At 32.2% G+C, this 17790-nt stretch carries 17 protein-coding genes; 2 read left to right on the top strand and 15 right to left on the bottom strand.

The features are described from left to right. Positions 1–50 precede the first annotated feature (50 nt). The 11 genes from coaE to EV143_RS06065 all read right to left on the bottom strand — a co-directional run bounded on the left by coaE (position 51) and on the right by EV143_RS06065 (position 10076). On the bottom strand, positions 51–647 hold the full coding sequence (gene coaE / locus EV143_RS06015; RefSeq protein WP_133507066.1) for a dephospho-CoA kinase: 597 nt from the start codon (positions 645–647) through the stop codon (positions 51–53). A gap of 1 nt (position 648) precedes the next feature. After that, on the bottom strand, positions 649–1647 hold the full coding sequence (locus tag EV143_RS06020; protein ID WP_133507067.1) for a glycosyltransferase family 2 protein: 999 nt from the start codon (positions 1645–1647) through the stop codon (positions 649–651). 126 nt (positions 1648–1773) lie between these two features. Then, entirely contained in the window at positions 1774–2964 is a 1191-nt protein-coding gene (fabV, locus tag EV143_RS06025) for an enoyl-ACP reductase FabV (protein ID WP_133507068.1), read from the bottom strand. A gap of 20 nt (positions 2965–2984) precedes the next feature. After that, positions 2985–3506, bottom strand: coding sequence for a hypothetical protein (locus EV143_RS06030; RefSeq protein WP_133507069.1), 522 nt, complete (start codon positions 3504–3506; stop codon positions 2985–2987). Positions 3507–3515: 9 nt separating this feature from the next. Then, positions 3516–5168, bottom strand: a complete 1653-nt coding sequence (gene recN, locus EV143_RS06035) for a DNA repair protein RecN (RefSeq protein WP_133507070.1) — start codon at positions 5166–5168, stop codon at positions 3516–3518. Between the two features lie 56 nt (positions 5169–5224). Next, positions 5225–6112: a type IX secretion system protein PorD gene (gene porD / locus EV143_RS06040; RefSeq protein ID WP_133507071.1), complete on the bottom strand. Its 888-nt coding sequence runs from the start codon at positions 6110–6112 to the stop codon at positions 5225–5227. Positions 6113–6185: 73 nt separating this feature from the next. Further along, complete coding sequence (coaBC, locus tag EV143_RS06045; protein WP_133507072.1) at positions 6186–7394, bottom strand: bifunctional phosphopantothenoylcysteine decarboxylase/phosphopantothenate--cysteine ligase CoaBC; 1209 nt, start codon at positions 7392–7394, stop codon at positions 6186–6188. A gap of 17 nt (positions 7395–7411) precedes the next feature. Next, the gene (locus EV143_RS06050; protein WP_007807938.1) at positions 7412–7729 is read right to left on the bottom strand and encodes a DNA-directed RNA polymerase subunit omega; all 318 of its coding nucleotides are present in this window, start codon (positions 7727–7729) and stop codon (positions 7412–7414) included. 8 nt (positions 7730–7737) lie between these two features. Then, a complete protein-coding gene (locus EV143_RS06055) occupies positions 7738–8532 on the bottom strand; it encodes an outer membrane protein assembly factor BamD (protein WP_133507073.1) in 795 nt (264 codons plus the stop codon). A 123-nt stretch (positions 8533–8655) separates the two neighbouring features. Then, a complete protein-coding gene (gene dapA, locus EV143_RS06060) occupies positions 8656–9549 on the bottom strand; it encodes a 4-hydroxy-tetrahydrodipicolinate synthase (protein ID WP_133507074.1) in 894 nt (297 codons plus the stop codon). A 14-nt stretch (positions 9550–9563) separates the two neighbouring features. After that, a complete protein-coding gene (locus tag EV143_RS06065) occupies positions 9564–10076 on the bottom strand; it encodes a DUF6913 domain-containing protein (RefSeq protein WP_133507075.1) in 513 nt (170 codons plus the stop codon). Between the two features lie 46 nt (positions 10077–10122). Between EV143_RS06065 and EV143_RS06070 the strand changes: the two genes are divergently transcribed. Both EV143_RS06070 and EV143_RS06075 read left to right on the top strand, forming a co-directional pair. Beyond that, entirely contained in the window at positions 10123–10902 is a 780-nt protein-coding gene (locus tag EV143_RS06070; protein ID WP_133507076.1) for a 5'-nucleotidase C-terminal domain-containing protein, read from the top strand. A 141-nt stretch (positions 10903–11043) separates the two neighbouring features. Next, positions 11044–11955 (top strand): bifunctional metallophosphatase/5'-nucleotidase, encoded by a 912-nt coding sequence (locus tag EV143_RS06075; RefSeq protein WP_133507077.1) that lies wholly within the window; start codon positions 11044–11046, stop codon positions 11953–11955. On the opposite strand, the gene EV143_RS06080 is transcribed toward EV143_RS06075, so the two are convergent. The 4 genes from EV143_RS06080 to EV143_RS06095 all read right to left on the bottom strand — a co-directional run bounded on the left by EV143_RS06080 (position 11941) and on the right by EV143_RS06095 (position 17752). Next, positions 11941–12636: a hypothetical protein gene (locus EV143_RS06080; RefSeq protein WP_133507078.1), complete on the bottom strand. Its 696-nt coding sequence runs from the start codon at positions 12634–12636 to the stop codon at positions 11941–11943. The genes EV143_RS06075 and EV143_RS06080 overlap by 15 nt on opposite strands. Next, on the bottom strand, positions 12623–14629 hold the full coding sequence (gene ligA / locus EV143_RS06085; RefSeq protein WP_133507079.1) for an NAD-dependent DNA ligase LigA: 2007 nt from the start codon (positions 14627–14629) through the stop codon (positions 12623–12625). The genes EV143_RS06080 and ligA overlap by 14 nt, the downstream gene beginning before the upstream one ends. Positions 14630–14870: 241 nt before the next feature. Continuing rightward, a complete protein-coding gene (locus EV143_RS06090) occupies positions 14871–16808 on the bottom strand; it encodes an OmpA family protein (RefSeq protein WP_133507080.1) in 1938 nt (645 codons plus the stop codon). 11 nt (positions 16809–16819) lie between these two features. Then, on the bottom strand, positions 16820–17752 hold the full coding sequence (locus EV143_RS06095; RefSeq protein WP_133507081.1) for a PorP/SprF family type IX secretion system membrane protein: 933 nt from the start codon (positions 17750–17752) through the stop codon (positions 16820–16822). Positions 17753–17790: the final 38 nt, after the last annotated feature.

Consider the following 17790-nt stretch of genomic DNA (forward strand, 5'->3'; position numbering starts at 1 on the left):
ATTAATATTTTAACAATATACTAAATAATACATTAACCAAATATTAACATTTAAGACTGATTTTGTTTAATATTCAATATTTTAAGAATTTTAACAACTTCTTTTCTGGCATTTTTAAGATTATCGTTATTAATAACAAAATTGCTTCTGGAAATTCGTTTTTCGTCGCTCCATTGCATTTGCATTCTGCTTAAAACCTGATCACGTGTGGTATTGTCGCGCTTTAAGACTCTTTCAATTCTAGTTTCTTCCGGGGCAGTAACTGTTATTATAAAATCACATTCTTTATATCTGCCACTTTCAAATAAAATGGCAACTTCATATATTATGCATTCGTAATTTTTATGTTGCAATAACCATACCTCAAAATCATTTTTTACAGCGGGATGAACTATCGCGTTTAATTGAGCTAATTTATCTTTATCATTAAAAACAATTTCTGCAAGTTTGGCTCTGTTTAAAATATTATTTTCAAAAAGACTTTCACCAAATACTTTTTTTATTTCTTCAATAATACTTTCAGACTGCATTACTTTTTTAGCACCATCATCAGCAATATAAACAGGAACTCCCAATTCGCTAAAAAATTTGGCAATGGTCGTTTTTCCGCTTCCAATTCCACCAGTTAGGCCAATAACTTTTGTCATATTATACTTTAAAAAACATACGAGGAAAAGCTTCTTGTGGTTTTTTCTTTAAAAGGATAATTTTAATAAATGATTCTAAAAATCCCGTTCCGTAACCATAAAATTGTTTCCAAACTGCAATTACAGACAAATAGCCAATTTTAATACTTTTATTTTGAATACTTGCTGTAAGAAAAATTATAACGAAATATACGAAATATAATTGTAATAATATATCAATATTGAATATTAATAGTAAAAAAGCTAATAATAAACCTAACATAAATACCGTTGGAAAGAAAAAAGTAAGCTTATTGTGTTCTGGATACCAACTGTTTAATATTGGTCTTGCTTTCCCAAATTTATTTACCTGAACAGAGAATTTTTCCCAGTCGATTCTACGTTTATGATATACAAAAGCTTCTGGAAACAGTCTTGTTTCAAACCCAAGATTCCATAAACGAATAGATAAATCGGGATCTTCACCAGGATGTATGTTACCAAAACCTTTAGATGCTTCAAAGGCTTTTTTAGAAATTCCCATATTAAAACTACGCGGCTGAAACTTATTGATTTTTTCAGATCCTCCACGAATTCCTCCCGTAGTAAGAAACGAAGTCATTGCAAAATTAATTGCTTTCTGAATATTCGAAAAACTGGCCAACGCTCTATCCGGACCACCAAAACAATCGACATACTTTGCGTTTAATTCTTTGCGGACTTCTGTCAAATAATTGGGTGGAATAATACAATCAGAGTCAAAAATGATAAAGTAATCACCTCTCGCCCTTTGCATTCCAAAATTTCTTGAATCTCCAGGCCCTGAATTTTCCTTAAAATAATAGGCAATATTCAGTTTTCCCTGATAGTTCATTACAACGTCTTTGCAAGGAATTGATGAACCATCTTCTATTAGAACAATTTCAAAAGCTTCATTATAATCAGATTTTGATAAGCTTTCTAAAAGTTCATCAACTTCGTCCGGGCGATTATACACGGGTATAATTAAAGAAAAAATCATAGTGGAATATGCGTATTAAGTAGCAATTGTTTTAAATCTCAAAATTTTAACAAAGGTATGTTATATTCATAAAAAAACCATTCGTAGTGACGAATGGTTTTTTAATATATCGTAATAATTTGTAAATTATTTTATACTTTCAATTTCTACAACTTCATTTGCTTCAGCATTGTAATCAACCCCTGCAAATCCAAATCCGAATAAATTTAAGAAATCGTTTTTATATCCTGCTAAATCTCCAATTGCCGGTAACGTTTCTGTAGTTGCCTCTAACCAAAGTTTTGCCACTTTTGCCTGAACATCTTCACGCATTTCCCAATCGTCGATTCTGATTCTTCCTTTATCGTCTGTTGGAACTTCTGAACCAGAATATAATCTATCCTGAAACAAACGTTGAATTTGCTCGATACAACCTTCGTGAATTCCTTCTTCTTTCATAATTTTATATAAAAGAGAAATATATAATGGAATAACCGGAATTGCAGAACTTGCTTGTGTTACCAAAGCTTTATTTACAGAAACATAAGCTTTACCTCCAATAGATTTTAAACTATCTGTAATAGAAAATGCTGTTGCTTCTAAATGATCTTTTGCACGGCCAATTGTACCTTTACGGTAAACTGCTTCTGTCAATGATGGCCCGATATAAGAATAAGCCACTGTTGTAGCTCCGTCAGCTAATAAATTCTCCGCTTTCAAAGCATCAATCCACATAGTCCAGTCTTCACCGCCCATAACAGCAACGGTATTTTCAATATCTTCTTCGTTTGCAGGAGCAATTGAAACTTCTGTAACATTTCCTGTGTGAAAATCTACTGTTTTGTTGGTAAAAGTTTGTCCGATTGGTTTTAGAACAGAACGATGCAAAACTCCCGTAACCGGATGTTGACGAACTGGCGATGCTAAACTGTAAATTATTAAATCAACCTGACCTAAATCAGCTTTTATTAAATCTAAAGTTTGTCTTTTTATTTCGTTTGAAAAAGCATCTCCATTGATACTTTTTGCATATAAACCTGCTTTATGAGCTTCAGTTTCAAAAGCTGCTGAATTATACCAACCCGGAGAAGCTGTTTTTCCTTCAACTGGCGGTTTTTCAAAAAACACTCCAATTGTAGCTGCATCAGATCCGAAAGCACTTGTAATTCTTGAAGCCAATCCAAAACCTGTAGAAGCACCAATAACCAGTACTTTTTTTGGTCCTTGAATTGAACCTTTTGATTTTATATATTCTATTTGATTTTTTACGTTTTGTTCGCTTCCTTTTGGGTGAGCTGTCAAACAAATAAATCCTCTCATTCTAGGTTCTATAATCATCTTGTAATTATTTATCGTATTTAATTCAGTTTCAGTTTTAATTTTTCAAAAATAGACATTTTATCCTTAACCCTTTTCATGTTGGCATTCATATTGTCAATAAAATTTGGGTTTAGCGCATTTTTCTTGGCTGCTTTATAAAAGTTATAAGCGGCAGTATACTGGTTTTCATACTCTGCCATCCTGCCTAATTCGCTGTTAAATGATGAGTAATCAACGTTTTCTAAAGTCTGAAACGTAAAATCAATATGCTCTTTTGCTTCAGCATATCTTCCAATATCAATTAATAAATAAGCGTAGTTTAAATAAGGTGCAGGATATTTGGGTTCAAATTTCATAGCCAGCTTATAATGATAAATTCCTTTATCATAATTACTTAACTTATTATAATAAATCCATCCTAAGTGATTATGGGCTTTTCCAAAATCAGGATATTGAGATAAAATTTCCTCAAGCATTTCTTTACCATCAGCAATATTTCCTTCAGATATTAACGAATCTGCCTTGATAAATTGATTTTCGTAGAAGCTTAAACTTTCCATATCTGTATCTTAATTTAATAATTCTTTTGCGTGATTTAATGCCGAATCAGAAATATTAGCTCCTGATAACATTTGTGCTATTTCTGTAATTCTTTCATTAGGAAATAAAAGCTTCAATTCTGATTGCGTGTCTTCTCCAACCGTTGATTTGAAAACTTTAAAATGCGAATCGCCTTTTGCAGCTATCTGAGGTAAATGTGTAATGGCAAATATTTGCATTTTAGTACTCATTTCTTTCATGATTTCCCCCATTCTAATAGCGATTTCTCCGGAAACTCCCGTGTCAATCTCGTCAAAAATTAAAGTTGGTAATTTTGAATATTGTGCTAAAATTGCTTTTACAGCCAACATAATACGAGACATTTCTCCTCCCGAAGCTACTTTTTTCAACAATCCGAAATCAGTTCCTTTATTGGCTGAAAATAAAAATTTCAATTCATCTTTTCCATTTTGAAAATAGGTTTCAGATGGTAAAAGTTCCATATTGAAACGAACATTTGGCATTCCTAATGTTTCTAAAATTGAAATTAGCTGGTTTGATAAAACCGGAATTGCATTTTCTCTATTTTGATGAATCGTTGCCGACAAAGCATCTAATTCTATAGTTTTTTCTTCGATTAATTTTGATAATGAAGCAATTTCTTCTTCAATATTACCCAATTCAACAACAGCATTTTCTAAATTTGCCTGAATCTGAATTAATTCATCTACAGAAGTTACCTGATGTTTCTTTTGCAAATTGTAAATCAATTGCAATTTTTGATTGGTTAATTCTAATTTTTCAGGATCGTTTAATAATTTTTCTGAAGCGTTTTGCAATTCTCTTGAAATATCATCAAATTCAATTGCTACACTTGTAATTCTTTCGAATAAAGTTTCATATTCTGGCGAAAACAATGCTATTTTCTGCAATGAAATTTTAATTTCATTCAAATTATGAAAAACTCCAAATTGTTCTTCATTCGCAATTACCAATGATTTATCTATTGATTCTTTTATGACTTCAACGTTATTCAGCTTTTCAAAATCAGCTTCCAGTTCTTCCTGTTCTCCTGATTTCAATTTAGCCGAAACCAATTCATTCAATAAAAATGTATTGTATTCCTGCTCTTTTCCTGAATCACTTTGCTTTTTAAGTAAAGCGTTGAGTTTTGATTTATCTGATTTATACGTTTTTAATAATTTTTGATACGTCGAAATTGTATCAAAATTATTTGCAATCGCATCAATTATTTTAAACTGAACATTTTCATCTGATAATTCCTGTGTTTGCTGTTGCGAGTGAATGTCAATCAAAAACAAACTTAAATCCTGCAATTCCTGAAGATTTACGGGACTATCGTTAATAAAAGCGCGCGATTTTCCGGATGGCAAAATTTCACGTCTTATAATTGTTTCATCTTCATAATCAAGATCATTTGCTTCAAAAAACTCTTTCAGATTATATTTTGAAATTTCGAAGTGGGCTTCAATTACACATTTTTCTTCTTTATTCTTTAATGAAGTCAAATCGGCCCTTTTTCCTAAGACCAATCCTAAAGCGCCTAATATAATAGATTTACCAGCACCAGTTTCACCTGTAATTATAGAAAAACCTCTTGAAAAATCTATTGATAATTTTTCTATCAGAGCATAGTTTTTAATCGACAGTGAAGTAATCATAGAATTAATATGTAAATATAAAATTAATGAAGAAAGTAAAAATCAGGAAAAATCAATTAAAATTTAATCTGAGACCATTTGGTAGAATTCAATGGTGAAACTCTATTTAAAACATCCGTTAAATCAGTAACCGGAATACTTGGCCCGCCTGAAAATATTGAAACAATTTCATCTGATTTTGCATCAAAAAATACGCGGGTTAAAAAAGCATTTGGCTTAACCGAATTTAATTTGGCCAAAAGTACAACTGAAGATTTTATTTTTTCTTTGGATACTTTTAGATCATTGCTCATGCCATCTAAACCTGTATGGTACAAAAACATGGTTTGACGTAAATCAGTATAAGTTGGTGAAACCATATCATTTATTAAAAAATAACGGTTTTGAACACCGTCAGACTGGCTCCATCCTCTTGATCCTCCTTGTTGAGCAACATTGGCAATATTCTGAGCTGTTTCAAAATAAGGACTTCCCGCGCCCATTTGAAACGTATCTGCATCCATTCCTAAAATTATATAACTGTAAAAAGAAACTACCGATACTAAATTTGACTCAAATGTTGTGGGATTAAATAATAGAGGTTCGTATTCAGTATAATTGAAATTTAAATCTTTATCGTTAAAATTAAAAACCGGAGATGAGTAAGTCGAATTATAAATTAATCTTGAAGATTGTACCTGGATTGTACCTGAAAACTGATCTGAACTATTTGATGACAATGTAATATACATCGAACAATTGATTCGTTCATTTTGTTTTAAAACTGATCCTGTCCAGTCTGTTTTATTAACAAACTCTGACAATGAAGTCTGAAGTGTTTTAAATACCTGCTGATTAGGATTTGGAAGTCTTTCTGTATTTATAGTTACAATACAATTTAGCTGTTGCGCTTGTGTAAAGCCAAAAATTAAAAATACTAAAAGAGTAACTATTTTATTATTCATAACAGATTCTATTTGCTTTATCGAAATACGATTGAGCTGTTTTTATTTCACTTTTGATTAAGACTGTTGCTGTTTATGAAAAATGAGAAATCACTTTGTTCAAAATATCCACGGCAACAGATTCTTTTGTTTTTAATTCCATTGGTTCAATCTTAAAATTTTTATCAATAAAAGTAACTTTATTGGTTTCTTTTTTAAAACCGGCACCTTCGTCCTGCAATGAATTAAGAACTATCAAATCTAAGTTTTTTTTCTGAATTTTCAACTTAGCATTTTCAATTTCATTTTCAGTTTCTAAAGCAAATCCTATTAAAAATTGATTTTCTTTGATTGTTCCTAATGAAGCTAAAATGTCTTTTGTCTTTTCGAGTTCAATAGAAAAATCATCCGCAGCTTTTTTAATCTTTTGTAAAGCTACAACTTTTGGTTTATAATCGGCTACGGCTGCCGCTGCAATTGCAACATCAACATCTTTAAAATGCAGATGACAAGCATCATACATATCTTGTGCAGAAATTACATTTATAACTTTAATTGTAGTATTTTTTGCTTTATAATGCGTTGGTCCTGAAACTAAAATAACGTTTGCACCCAAATTTGCGGCTGCGTTTGCGATATCAAAACCCATTTTTCCTGAAGAATGATTTCCTATAAAACGCACAGGATCTATTGCTTCGTATGTTGGACCAGCTGTAATTAGTATCTTTTTTCCTTTTAGTGGCAGTTTACTTTCTAAATCAGCTTCAAGAAAAGCAACGATATTTTCGGGTTCTGCCATTCGGCCTTCTCCGGATAATCCGCTTGCGAGTTCACCGCTTTCAGCTGGAATCATTACGTTTCCAAATTGTTGCAATGCAGTAAAACTTGAAATTGTTGAAGGATGCTTGTACATATCCAAATCCATTGCCGGAGCAAAATAAACGGGACATTTAGCTGATAAATAAGTAGCAATTAAAAGATTATCGCAATTTCCTGTTGTCATTTTAGACAATGTATTGGCAGTTGCGGGAGCAATTATCATTAAATCAGCCCAAAGCGCTAATTCAACATGATTGTTCCAAACTGCATCTTCATCATCCTGATTAAAGAAACTGGAATGTACAGGATTTTTTGATAACGTAGATAACGTTAATGGAGTTACAAAATCCTTAGAAGCAGGTGTCATTATCACTTGGACATGTGCACCTGCTTTTATAAAGAGTCGTACTAATGAGGCTGTTTTATAGGCTGCAATTCCACCAGAAACTCCCAGTAAAATTTTCTTCCCGTTTAAAACTGACATTTATACTATATTATTTATTATTTGTTTGAACCTCTGTGGTATGTTTTACCATCTAACCATTCCTGAACAGCTAAAGCGTGTGGTTTTGGTAATTTTTCGTAAAATTTAGAAACTTCAATTTGTTCTTTATTTTCAAAAACTTCTTCCAGACTGTCATTATAAGTAGCAAACTCTTCTAATTTTTCAGTTAATTCTTTTTTAATTTCAGAATTAATTTGGTTTGCTCTTTTAGCCATAATGGTAATTGCCTCATACACATTTCCTGTTGGTTCTTCAATAACCGTTTTATTGTAAGTTATTGTGTTAACAGGAGCATTCGTCTTTTTTAAATCCATGACTTTATTTATTTAGTAAATTTTTGTAAATCTGTTTCAACTCTAGCATTCATTTCGTCTGCTTCTTTTTTATATTTTGTATCGCTTTTAAACTTTAATAAGTTATTGTACGCTACTTTGGCAACATTTAAACGATCTTGCATTTTTGATGGAACGCTGTTTATTGCCAATTTGTATGCAGAGTCATATTTATAGAACAATGCATCTTCTTTAAAAGATGTTCCCGGGAAATCTGCAATAAAATTATCAAAAGCAATCAATGCTGATTTATAATCTGAAATCGTATTATATCCTTTTGCGTTTTCGAATGCTTTTTTCTCCAGTTTTCCGTTCAAAACCTGTACAGTCGCGTTTGCCTGCGGTATGTATTCTGAATTTGGATAATTATCTATAAAAGCCTGCAATTTCTCTAAAGCTTTTACTGTATCTGTCTGATCTAAACTATAAACAGGAGATAATTTTGAATAACTCAATGCTCCTAAATATGCAGCTTCCTGAACTTTTTCGCTTCGTGGATATCCTGAAACAAAGCTTTCAAACTGATAACCTGCCAAGTAATATTGTTTTGTTTTATAATAAGACTGAGAAAACATATAAAATAATTTTTCAGCCTGAGGTTTACCTCTATATGTAGGTGCTAATTGTTCAAAAAGACGAATCGCTTTATTGTACTTACCTGCCTCGTACATTTTTGTTGCGATTTCAAATTTTGCCGCAACATCTTCATTTTTTAATGCTTTTTGGTAATCACTACAAGAACAAAAAAGGACAACAACAATTAATAGAGATACTATTTTTTTCATTTTCTTAAATTATTATGATTTCTTAGACAATTATGCCAAAGCAAAATCACACCGAAGTTCCGGTGGCAAATTTAGTTATTAATTTAGCTACTACAAAATATTTTTTGGTATATTAAAATACCCTTAATCCTGCTCTACTCTTATGCTGCTTTTAACAAATTCATTTAGCCTTTTCGCTAGTGAATCATCTACAGAAACCAATGGCAAACGTACAGTATTATCAGCAATACCAAGGGCTTGAAAAACTTGTTTGATTCCGGCAGGGTTTCCCTGCTCGAAAATCATATCGATACAATCTGATAAAAAGTATTGGGTTTTGAATGCTTCATTTACTTTTTTATTCAGACCTAAACGAATCATTTCTGAAAATTCCTTCGGAAAACCTTGTGCAATTACAGAGATCACTCCTGCTCCGCCGGCCAAAACTATCGGTAGCGCAATCATATCATCTCCGGAAATTACAAGAAAATCTTTTGGTGCATTTTTTATCAATTGCATCGCTTGTACAACATCTCCCGCTGCTTCTTTTATCGCTACAACATTATCAAAATCTTTTGCAAGACGAATAACAGTTGATGGCAACATATTGCTTGAAGTTCTTCCCGGAACATTATACAAGATTACAGGAATTGGAGAAGCCTCGGCAACTGCTTTAAAATGCTGGTATATACCTTCTTGTGTTGGTTTATTATAATAAGGCGAAACAGAAAGGATTGCTTCAAAAGCTGAAAAATCTGTTGTTTTTAATTCCTCAACAACCTGCATTGTATTATTTCCTCCAACGCCAAGTACTAAAGGTAATCTTCCTTTATTGGTATCGATTACGGTTTTAATAACCAGTTCTTTTTCGGCTTGTGTCAGGGTTGCATTTTCTGCTGTTGTTCCCATAACTACAAGATATTCAACTCCTCCATCAACAGAAAAATTTACAATTCGCTGTAATGCTTCAATGTCTACTGAGAAATCTTTTTTAAATGGAGTTACAAGTGCAACGCCTGTTCCTATTAATGATTGCATATTATAATTTATGTTTATTTTAAACTTTTTAAATACTTAAACAATTCAGAAATGAAAAGTTTATAATTTTCTACATCGGTATCTATCATCCATCGATTTAATCTTTTATCGACAGCTGTAAACCCGATTTTAAACTTCGCTTTTGATTTACTGGTTATCATCATCAAAATTGATTTTTCAATTTCGTAATAACTAATCAAAAGGTCAAATTCTGTCTCGACAAATTCAGATAGAAAATCTGTTGTAATCTCCGCCTTCCAATTGATGTTTGTTTTACCAAAAGTAGGCCTTGAATACTCTTTTTTCTTGTCTAATTTATCTCTATACGCAACAAGTTTTATGTTTTCCGGAGCAATTCCGTGTAAGGCTAATTCTTTGATCAAGTCCTTTGAATGCCTAAAATTACTCTCATCTACCAATAAACCAACTGTTTGTATATGTCTAGTAAAGACTTCTCTTTTTACATTATGTAAGTTATTTTTTAATGATTTTTTTACAAAAAATTCCTTTGTATAATTTAAAAACATAGTACTTTTACTAATTACAAAATTAATTATTTAAGTCGCATTTAAAATGGTAAAACTAAAAAAGTATAACGGGGTTTTAAAACTTTTTGTTATATTCTTAACACTTTTTTTTATAATTTCCTGCAGTCCCAAAAATTATAACCTTACGAAGATAGAAGGGAAACAGCTTCCGATAACAGAAAAAGCTTCGGAAACCCCGGAAATAGAGAAATTTATTGCTCCGTATCGAGAGCACATTAATAAAGATTTAGACAGTGTTTTAGCATATGCTCCTGAGACTTTGGATAAAAGTACTGGAAAATGGCAAACTACAATTGGTAATTTAATGGCTGATGCCTGCATAGAAAGAGGAAATCTGGTTTTTAAGGCACGTGAGAAAAAAAGTATCGACTTATGTTTATTGAATCATGGCGGTATAAGAGCTATTTTACCTAAGGGGAATGTTACCAGCAGAACAGCTTTTGAAATTATGCCGTTTGAAAATAGTATGGTTGTGATGGCTTTAAAAGGTGATCAAATTCTTGAAATAGCTTCTTATATTATTAAGACACAAAAAGCGCAGCCATTATCTGGTATGACTTTTACAATAGGAAAAGATAAAGTTGCAAAAAACATTTTAATTCAGGGAAAACCTTTAGACCTTAATAAAGTTTATTATGTTGCTACAAATGATTATCTGGCTAATGGCGGTGACAACATGAGTTTTTTCGCTAAAAGTGTTCAGAAATTTGATTTGAACTATAAACTTAGAAATGTATTAATTGATTATTTTAAAGAAGTAGATACGATTCCGGTTCCTAGAGATATTCGAATTACTGAAGAATAAAAAAATTAAAAAGTCTGCCACGAATTACACAAATTTTCACAAATTCTTTAATAACAGAGTAAATGAAAAATTAGTGCAAATTTGTGAAATTAGAGGCAAAAAACTTTACCTAACTACAATCGTTCCTGAAAAATATATAAAATGAAAAGAAGAGAATTTATCGAAAAAACTGCTGCAAGTACTGCTTTATTAAGTTTAGGTTTGTCGTTAAGCAGTTTTGAAACTAACGATATTAAGCACTTAACTATTTTACATACAAATGATGTTCACAGCCATATAGATCCTTTTCCTGCTGATGATCCTCGTAATGCAAATAAAGGCGGGGTCTCTCGTCGTGCAGCACTTATTGAAACTATCCGTAAAGAAAATCCAAATGTGCTTTTGCTTGATGCGGGAGATATTTTTCAGGGAACTCCTTATTTTAATTATTACGGTGGTGAACTTGAGTTTAAATTGATGAGCATGATGAAATATGATGCATCGACAATTGGAAATCATGATTTTGATAATGGTCTTGATGGGCTTCACGCTCAAATGCCACACGCCACTTTTGAATTTATAAATTCTAATTACGACTTTAAAAACACCGTAATGAACGGACTTGTAAAGCCGTATAAAATTTTCAATAAAAACGGAATTAAGGTTGGTGTTTTTGGTTTAGGAATTGAGCTTGATGGCTTGGTAGACAAACAAATGTATAAAGAAACGGTTTATAACAATCCTGTTGAGATTGCTCAGGATATGACTAAATTATTGAAGAAGGAAGAGAAATGTGATTTGGTTATTTGCCTTTCGCATTTGGGTTATAAATATGGCGGTGAAGATTCTAAAATTTGCGATTTAAAATTAGCAGAATTGACTCAGGATATCGATTTGATTATTGGCGGACATACTCACACTTTTTTAGATAAACCAACTATTGTAACCAACAAAGCGGGTGAAAAGGTCTTGGTAAATCAAGTAGGTTGTTACGGAATTAATTTAGGGAGAATAGATTTTTATTTTGACAAAAATAAAGCACATACTAATGAAGGAAAATCAATTATCGTATAATACTTTTTTATACGATTTTGCTTTTTCGAGAAAGTAGGCTACCATAAAATAATAGGCCAAAATTTGGGTTACATCCCGAATTAAAATTAGTACAATTGAATAGGAAAAGTATGCGCTAAAGACGTAGAAGATATCTGAAAATATATAACTTATGGCCATTAAACTCATTAAAAATGAGACGTATGTGCCTTTTGTTATATAGCTTACAAAGGCGTAATAACTTAAAACACTAAGAACGATTCCGTAAAAAGTGTAAATAAAATTAAACTTTTTCATGTTGTCTGATTGCAGACTTAATACTGAAATCAATAGATAGAGTATAAAAATAACTACTATTGATATTGGCAGGATATTTTTTTTTCGGAATTTTATTTTTTCGTGACCTACAATTATGATTCTTAACAGCAACATGTAGACAATTAAGAAACTTAAAACGCCGCCAATTTCAGAAATTCCGACATCCATTAATTCGAAAACCTGCCCTGTAAAACAAAACAGAAAAACCAAAGCTTCTGTTTTTCCCATTTTATAATCGTTACTGACTAAGAAATAGAAGAAAATTGCAGGCAATACGATGGTCTTGGCATAAACTGCCAGAAATTCGTGCTGTATACAATCAAAAATAATGGTAAACAGTAACGCTAAAAAATAAAGAATTAACGACGGTTTATTGGCTTTCATTCAATTTGGTTATAAAATCTTCTTCAGACAATATTGGGATATTCAATTTACTTGCTTTTTCTAATTTAGCTGGTCCCATATTATCACCGGCAACGACAAAATCGGTTTTCGTAGAAATTGAGCTTCCTACTTTTCCACCGTTATCTTCAATAGTTTTCTTTAATTCGTCTCTTGAAAATTGAGCAAATACTCCTGAAACTACAAATGTTTTTCCGATAAACTTTTCTGTAGCATTTGGGTTTATGTTTTCAACAATTTCAAATTGAACACCATAACTTTTTAGGCGCTCTATTATTATTCTGTTTTCTTCGTTTTCAAAAAATTCAATTACACTTCTTGCAATTCTTTCGCCTATTTCATCAACGAGAATTAAATCCATTAATGAAGCCTTGCTTAGTGCATCAATATTTTTATAATGTTTGGCCAGTTTTTTTGCAACGGTTTCTCCAACAAAACGAATTCCGAGTGCAAACAAAACACTTTGAAACGGAATTTCTTTTGATTTCTCTACGCCATTCACCAAATTTTCTGCTGATTTTTTTGCCATTCTTTCGAGATGCAAAATATCATCAACTTTTAACTCATAAAGATCTGCGTAATTATGAACCAATCCGTTATTGAAAAGCAAAGCCACTGTTTCGCCGCCAAGACCTTCAATATCCATCGCTTTTCTTGAAATATAATGCTGAATTCTGCCTATAATTTGTGGAGGACATCCGTAAAAATTAGGGCAATAATGATTGGCTTCGCCAGCGTTTCTAACCAATTCGGTTTGGCATTCGGGACAATGTGTAATATAATGTGTTACTTCTGAATTTTCTTGTCGTTTTTCTAAATCTACCGCTATAATTTTCGGAATAATTTCGCCTCCTTTTTCAACAAAAACGGTATCATTTATTCTGATGTCTAATTTTGCAATTTGATCTGCATTGTGCAAAGAAGCTCTTTTTACAATCGTTCCTGCTAATTGTACGGGCGCTAAATTGGCAACGGGCGTGATGGCTCCGGTACGGCCAACCTGATAGGTTATCGAATTTAATTTAGTCGAAACTTGTTCTGATTTAAATTTATATGCGATTGCCCAACGTGGTGATTTTGCGGTATAACCTAATTCTTCCTGATGCTGAATGTTGTTAACTTTTATAACAACTCCATCTGTTTCATAAGGTAATTGATGACGATGAACATCCCAATAATCAATAAAATCAAAAACTTCTTGTAAATTATTTACCAGTTTTGCTTCGCTTGGCACTTTAAATCCCCATTTTTTTGCTGATTCTAATCCTTCGAACTGTGAAGAAAATGGCAAATTATTTCCTGTTACAAAATACAATAAGCATTCTAATGGTCGTTTTGCAACCTCAGCACTGTCTTGTAATTTTAAACTTCCGGATGCTGTATTTCTTGGGTTTGAATAAGGAGTTTCACCAATTTCGATTAATTCCTGATTCATTTTTTCGAAACCTTTATAGGGCAAAATAATTTCGCCTCGAATATCAAATTTATCAGGATAATTTCCTTTTAATTGTAATGGAACTGATTTGATGGTTTTTATGTTATTGGTAACCTCATCACCTTGAAAACCATCTCCACGTGTTACGGCTTTTACTAATTTTCCGTTTTCGTAAGTTATACTTATTGAGGCTCCGTCATATTTTAATTCACAGGTATATTGCAAGGCTACATTTCCTAATACTCTTTGAACGCGCGCCTCCCAATCGACTAAATCCTCTTTTGAATAGGAATTATCGAGCGAATACATGCGATACTGATGTGCAATGGTTTTAAAATTTTTAGTGATTGCTCCTCCTACTCTTTGCGTTGGAGAATGTTCATCAAAAAATTCAGGATTTTTATCTTCTAAGTCCTGAAGCTCTTTTAGTTTAAGATCAAAATCATAGTCTGAAATTGTGGCATTATCAAGTACGTAATAGTTGTAATTGTGCTGATTAAGTTCGTCGCGTAAGGCCTGAATTGTTTCTTGAGTACTCATAAAATAGTAAGATAGTGCGGATATTGTGACTTAGAATAACTGTACCTCAAAATTAAGATTATTTTTAATGAAAAGTAAATAAAACGTAAAGTTTTAAAAAATCAAAAATCAAGCTGCAAAAAGATGCAACTTGATTTTCTTCTTGTCCATATTCTTAAAAAGAATTAAACAAAAACCAACTTCCAAATGGTTTTAACATTCATATTACGACTGCAAATGATGTTGGTTAATTTAGTCATGTTTATTTTTGAATTATTATAAAATCAGAACGTCTGTTTAGAACATGCTCTGCTTCTGTGCATTTTACTCCATTTTTGCATTTATTAATTAATCGGCTTTCACCATACCCAATTGCGCTTTCTATTCGTGAGGCATCAATATTTTGTGATATAATATAATCACGTGTAGATTTGGCTCTGTTATCTGAAAGTTTCAGGTTGTAGGCATCTTTTCCGCGAGAATCTGTATGAGACTCAATTTTGATTCTGATGTTGGGAAATTTCTGCATGATGAAAACTACTTTTGTCAATTCTTCTATGGCTAAAGGTGTGATATCATATTTGTCGTAATCAAAATAAATTGGGTTAACATCTACTTTTTCTATACCTTTCTTTTTAACAACTAAATCGTCATAATTACTCAATTCGAAATTGACATCTTTAATTTCTCCTTCGTTTTGGTTCGTAGTTTCAACTGTTTTTTCATCTCTGCTGTAATTAGGTTTTGCAGCGATCATTTTAACTACTTTTCCACATGGAACTACAATGGCGTATTTACCTTCATAATTTGTTTTGGTTTCTCCCAAAATTTCACTGTATGAATTATAAGCCATGATCGTAACATCTGTAAGTGCTAATTTCGTTTTTCTATCAAAAGCCATTCCTGAGATGTTCTGATTACAAACCGGTTTTCCTTTGATGAAAGAATAAATATCATCATCGCCTTTTCCGCCTGCTCTGTTTGAAGAAACGTAACCAAAATTATCTGCACTATTGATTGTAAAAGCAAAATCATCTTTGTTGCTGTTAATTGGTTCTCCTAAATTTTTAGGTTCTGAGAAGGTTCCGTCAGCCAAAAATGTACTTTCATAAACATCTAAATCTCCTAAACCGTAATGCCCATCAGAAGAAAAATAAAGTTTTCCGTTTCGAAAAAATGGAAAAAGATCATTTCCTAGTGTATTGATTTTTGGTCCCAGATTTACAGGAGAACTCATTGTACCGTCGGCTGCAATTTTTACATAATATAAATCTGTTTCCCCAACTCCACCCGGCATATCTGATGCGAAGAAAAGCCATTTTCCGTCTTCACTTAAAGAAGGATGTCCAACCGAATAATCATCGCTGCTAAAGAAAACAGTTTGCGGATTTTCTAACTTATTATCTATAATATCGCCTTTAACAATTTTAAAATTATTGGTTTTTGTTTCGTCTACAACCAATTTATTCTTTTTAACGATATTGGTAGAGTAATAAATTGTTTTTCCACCGGCATCAAAAGTGGCTGTTGCTTCATGATACTTTGTCATTACGTTTGGTAAAAACACAGTTTCATTGAATAAGCTTCCATCGGCAGGATTTCTTTCGGCCACATAAAGGTTTAGAAAGGGCTGATTGTTCCAGGTATACAGTTTTTCGCTAAATTTTGTCGTATCCCTCGCAGAGGTAAAAACAATTTTCTCCAGAAAAAAAGTAGCTCCAAAATCTGATTTACTGGTATTAATGTCAAGATTTTTAATCGTGTAAAGTGATTTTGCTTTAGACAAACTATCTAATTGATTCTTTTGGGCAACATATCTGTTTATCTCTTTCTGATCTCCTTTTTTGGTGAGATATTCTTTGGTCATTTTATCTGCTTCGTCGTAATCCATAACTGCTTTTAGCGACTGAATGTAACGCAGATAGTAAATATCGGTTAAATTATTGCCTTGTACTTCGTATAATTTTTTATACCATTTGAGTGCATTTCGACCATCTGAAATAAAGTAATACGAGTCGGCGGCATTTTTTAACGTTTGGGCGGATGGATTTTTAATGTTTTGTAAAATTTCTTCGTAAGCTTTTGAAGCATCTACATAAGAATAGTTTTTGAACAATGCATCGGCCTTTTTTAAATTAGTTTTTTGAGCAAAACAAATCGTAAAACTCAATACTAAACTAAGTATATATAATTTTTTCATAGGATTGTTTTTTAGAAGAATCGAGGGGATTTAATTTTGCTTTCACCTTTGTTAAACTGATAACGCAATATGATTTCGTGTGAACCGTCGTTGTATTTATTCAGGTCGCTCACGGTATAATCAAATGCATATCCGATGTAAAAACTTCTGGAAATTTGAAAACCTGCTAGTAAGCTTACAGAATCATCTGTTCTATACGCTCCGCCAATTACAAATTTTTCCGCAATCATAAAATTCGCCGATACATCAGCAGTAATTGGCGCTCCGCTTACTGCTTTTACTAAAAATGCAGGCTTGAATTTTAAATTCGGACTCAAATCAAAAACATATCCTCCCATTAAATAATAATGCAAACGATCGTAATCTATCGATTCCTGCACATCATCATAATAGCGATTTTCTATAAAACTAGGAATCGAAACTCCTAAATACCACTTATCTGTATAATAATAAATACCTGCTCCAACGGCTAACTTCATTTGGTTATCGATGTTTTGGTTTAATAAAACATCGTTGTTATTGTAGTATCTACCTTTAGACCAATCCACGTTTAGCATGCGCATACCGGCTTTAAGTCCGAATGCCAGTCTTTTTTCATATCCAAGAGGTATTGAATAGGCAAAATTTCCGTCAACATACAACTCATTCGATGGACCAATTTTGTCATTTACGACACTTAATCCTAAACCGATATTCTCATTTAAAAGTGGTCCGTGAATAGAGAACGATTGTGTTTCAGGCGCGCCATCAATACCAATCCATTGTGAACGATACAAAAGTGCTGCTTCTAAATTACCGGTAGACCCGGCATAAGCCGGATTTACCGCCATAGTATTATACATATATTGTGTATACTCGGGATCTTGTTGTGCACTCGCACTGAATGTTATAATAGAACATATTATGATTAAATATGTTTCTAATGATTTTATATATAGTTTCATAACGATACTTATTTAGTTTAATTAATTAGATGATTAAT

This window comes from Flavobacterium chryseum, assembly GCF_004362015.1.
Classification (GTDB): Bacteria; Bacteroidota; Bacteroidia; order Flavobacteriales; family Flavobacteriaceae; genus Flavobacterium.

Excerpts from the sequence above, each read along its gene's own strand:
- EV143_RS06090 (WP_133507080.1), bottom strand. The coding sequence starts at position 16,808 with ATGAAAAAATTATATATACTTAGTTTAGTATTGAGTTTTACGATTTGT.
- EV143_RS06075 (WP_133507077.1), top strand. The coding sequence starts at position 11,044 with ATGAAAAGAAGAGAATTTATCGAAAAAACTGCTGCAAGTACTGCTTTA.
- coaE (WP_133507066.1), bottom strand. The coding sequence starts at position 647 with ATGACAAAAGTTATTGGCCTAACTGGTGGAATTGGAAGCGGAAAAACG.
- ligA (WP_133507079.1), bottom strand. The coding sequence starts at position 14,629 with ATGAGTACTCAAGAAACAATTCAGGCCTTACGCGACGAACTTAATCAG.
- EV143_RS06050 (WP_007807938.1), bottom strand. The coding sequence starts at position 7,729 with ATGGATTTAAAAAAGACGAATGCTCCTGTTAACACAATAACTTACAAT.
- fabV (WP_133507068.1), bottom strand. The coding sequence starts at position 2,964 with ATGATTATAGAACCTAGAATGAGAGGATTTATTTGTTTGACAGCTCAC.
- recN (WP_133507070.1), bottom strand. The coding sequence starts at position 5,168 with ATGATTACTTCACTGTCGATTAAAAACTATGCTCTGATAGAAAAATTA.
- EV143_RS06020 (WP_133507067.1), bottom strand. The coding sequence starts at position 1,647 with ATGATTTTTTCTTTAATTATACCCGTGTATAATCGCCCGGACGAAGTT.
- EV143_RS06055 (WP_133507073.1), bottom strand. The coding sequence starts at position 8,532 with ATGAAAAAAATAGTATCTCTATTAATTGTTGTTGTCCTTTTTTGTTCT.
- EV143_RS06070 (WP_133507076.1), top strand. The coding sequence starts at position 10,123 with ATGGTAAAACTAAAAAAGTATAACGGGGTTTTAAAACTTTTTGTTATA.
- EV143_RS06065 (WP_133507075.1), bottom strand. The coding sequence starts at position 10,076 with ATGTTTTTAAATTATACAAAGGAATTTTTTGTAAAAAAATCATTAAAA.
- EV143_RS06080 (WP_133507078.1), bottom strand. The coding sequence starts at position 12,636 with ATGAAAGCCAATAAACCGTCGTTAATTCTTTATTTTTTAGCGTTACTG.
- porD (WP_133507071.1), bottom strand. The coding sequence starts at position 6,112 with ATGAATAATAAAATAGTTACTCTTTTAGTATTTTTAATTTTTGGCTTT.
- dapA (WP_133507074.1), bottom strand. The coding sequence starts at position 9,549 with ATGCAATCATTAATAGGAACAGGCGTTGCACTTGTAACTCCATTTAAA.
- EV143_RS06095 (WP_133507081.1), bottom strand. The coding sequence starts at position 17,752 with ATGAAACTATATATAAAATCATTAGAAACATATTTAATCATAATATGT.
- EV143_RS06030 (WP_133507069.1), bottom strand. The coding sequence starts at position 3,506 with ATGGAAAGTTTAAGCTTCTACGAAAATCAATTTATCAAGGCAGATTCG.
- coaBC (WP_133507072.1), bottom strand. The coding sequence starts at position 7,394 with ATGTCAGTTTTAAACGGGAAGAAAATTTTACTGGGAGTTTCTGGTGGA.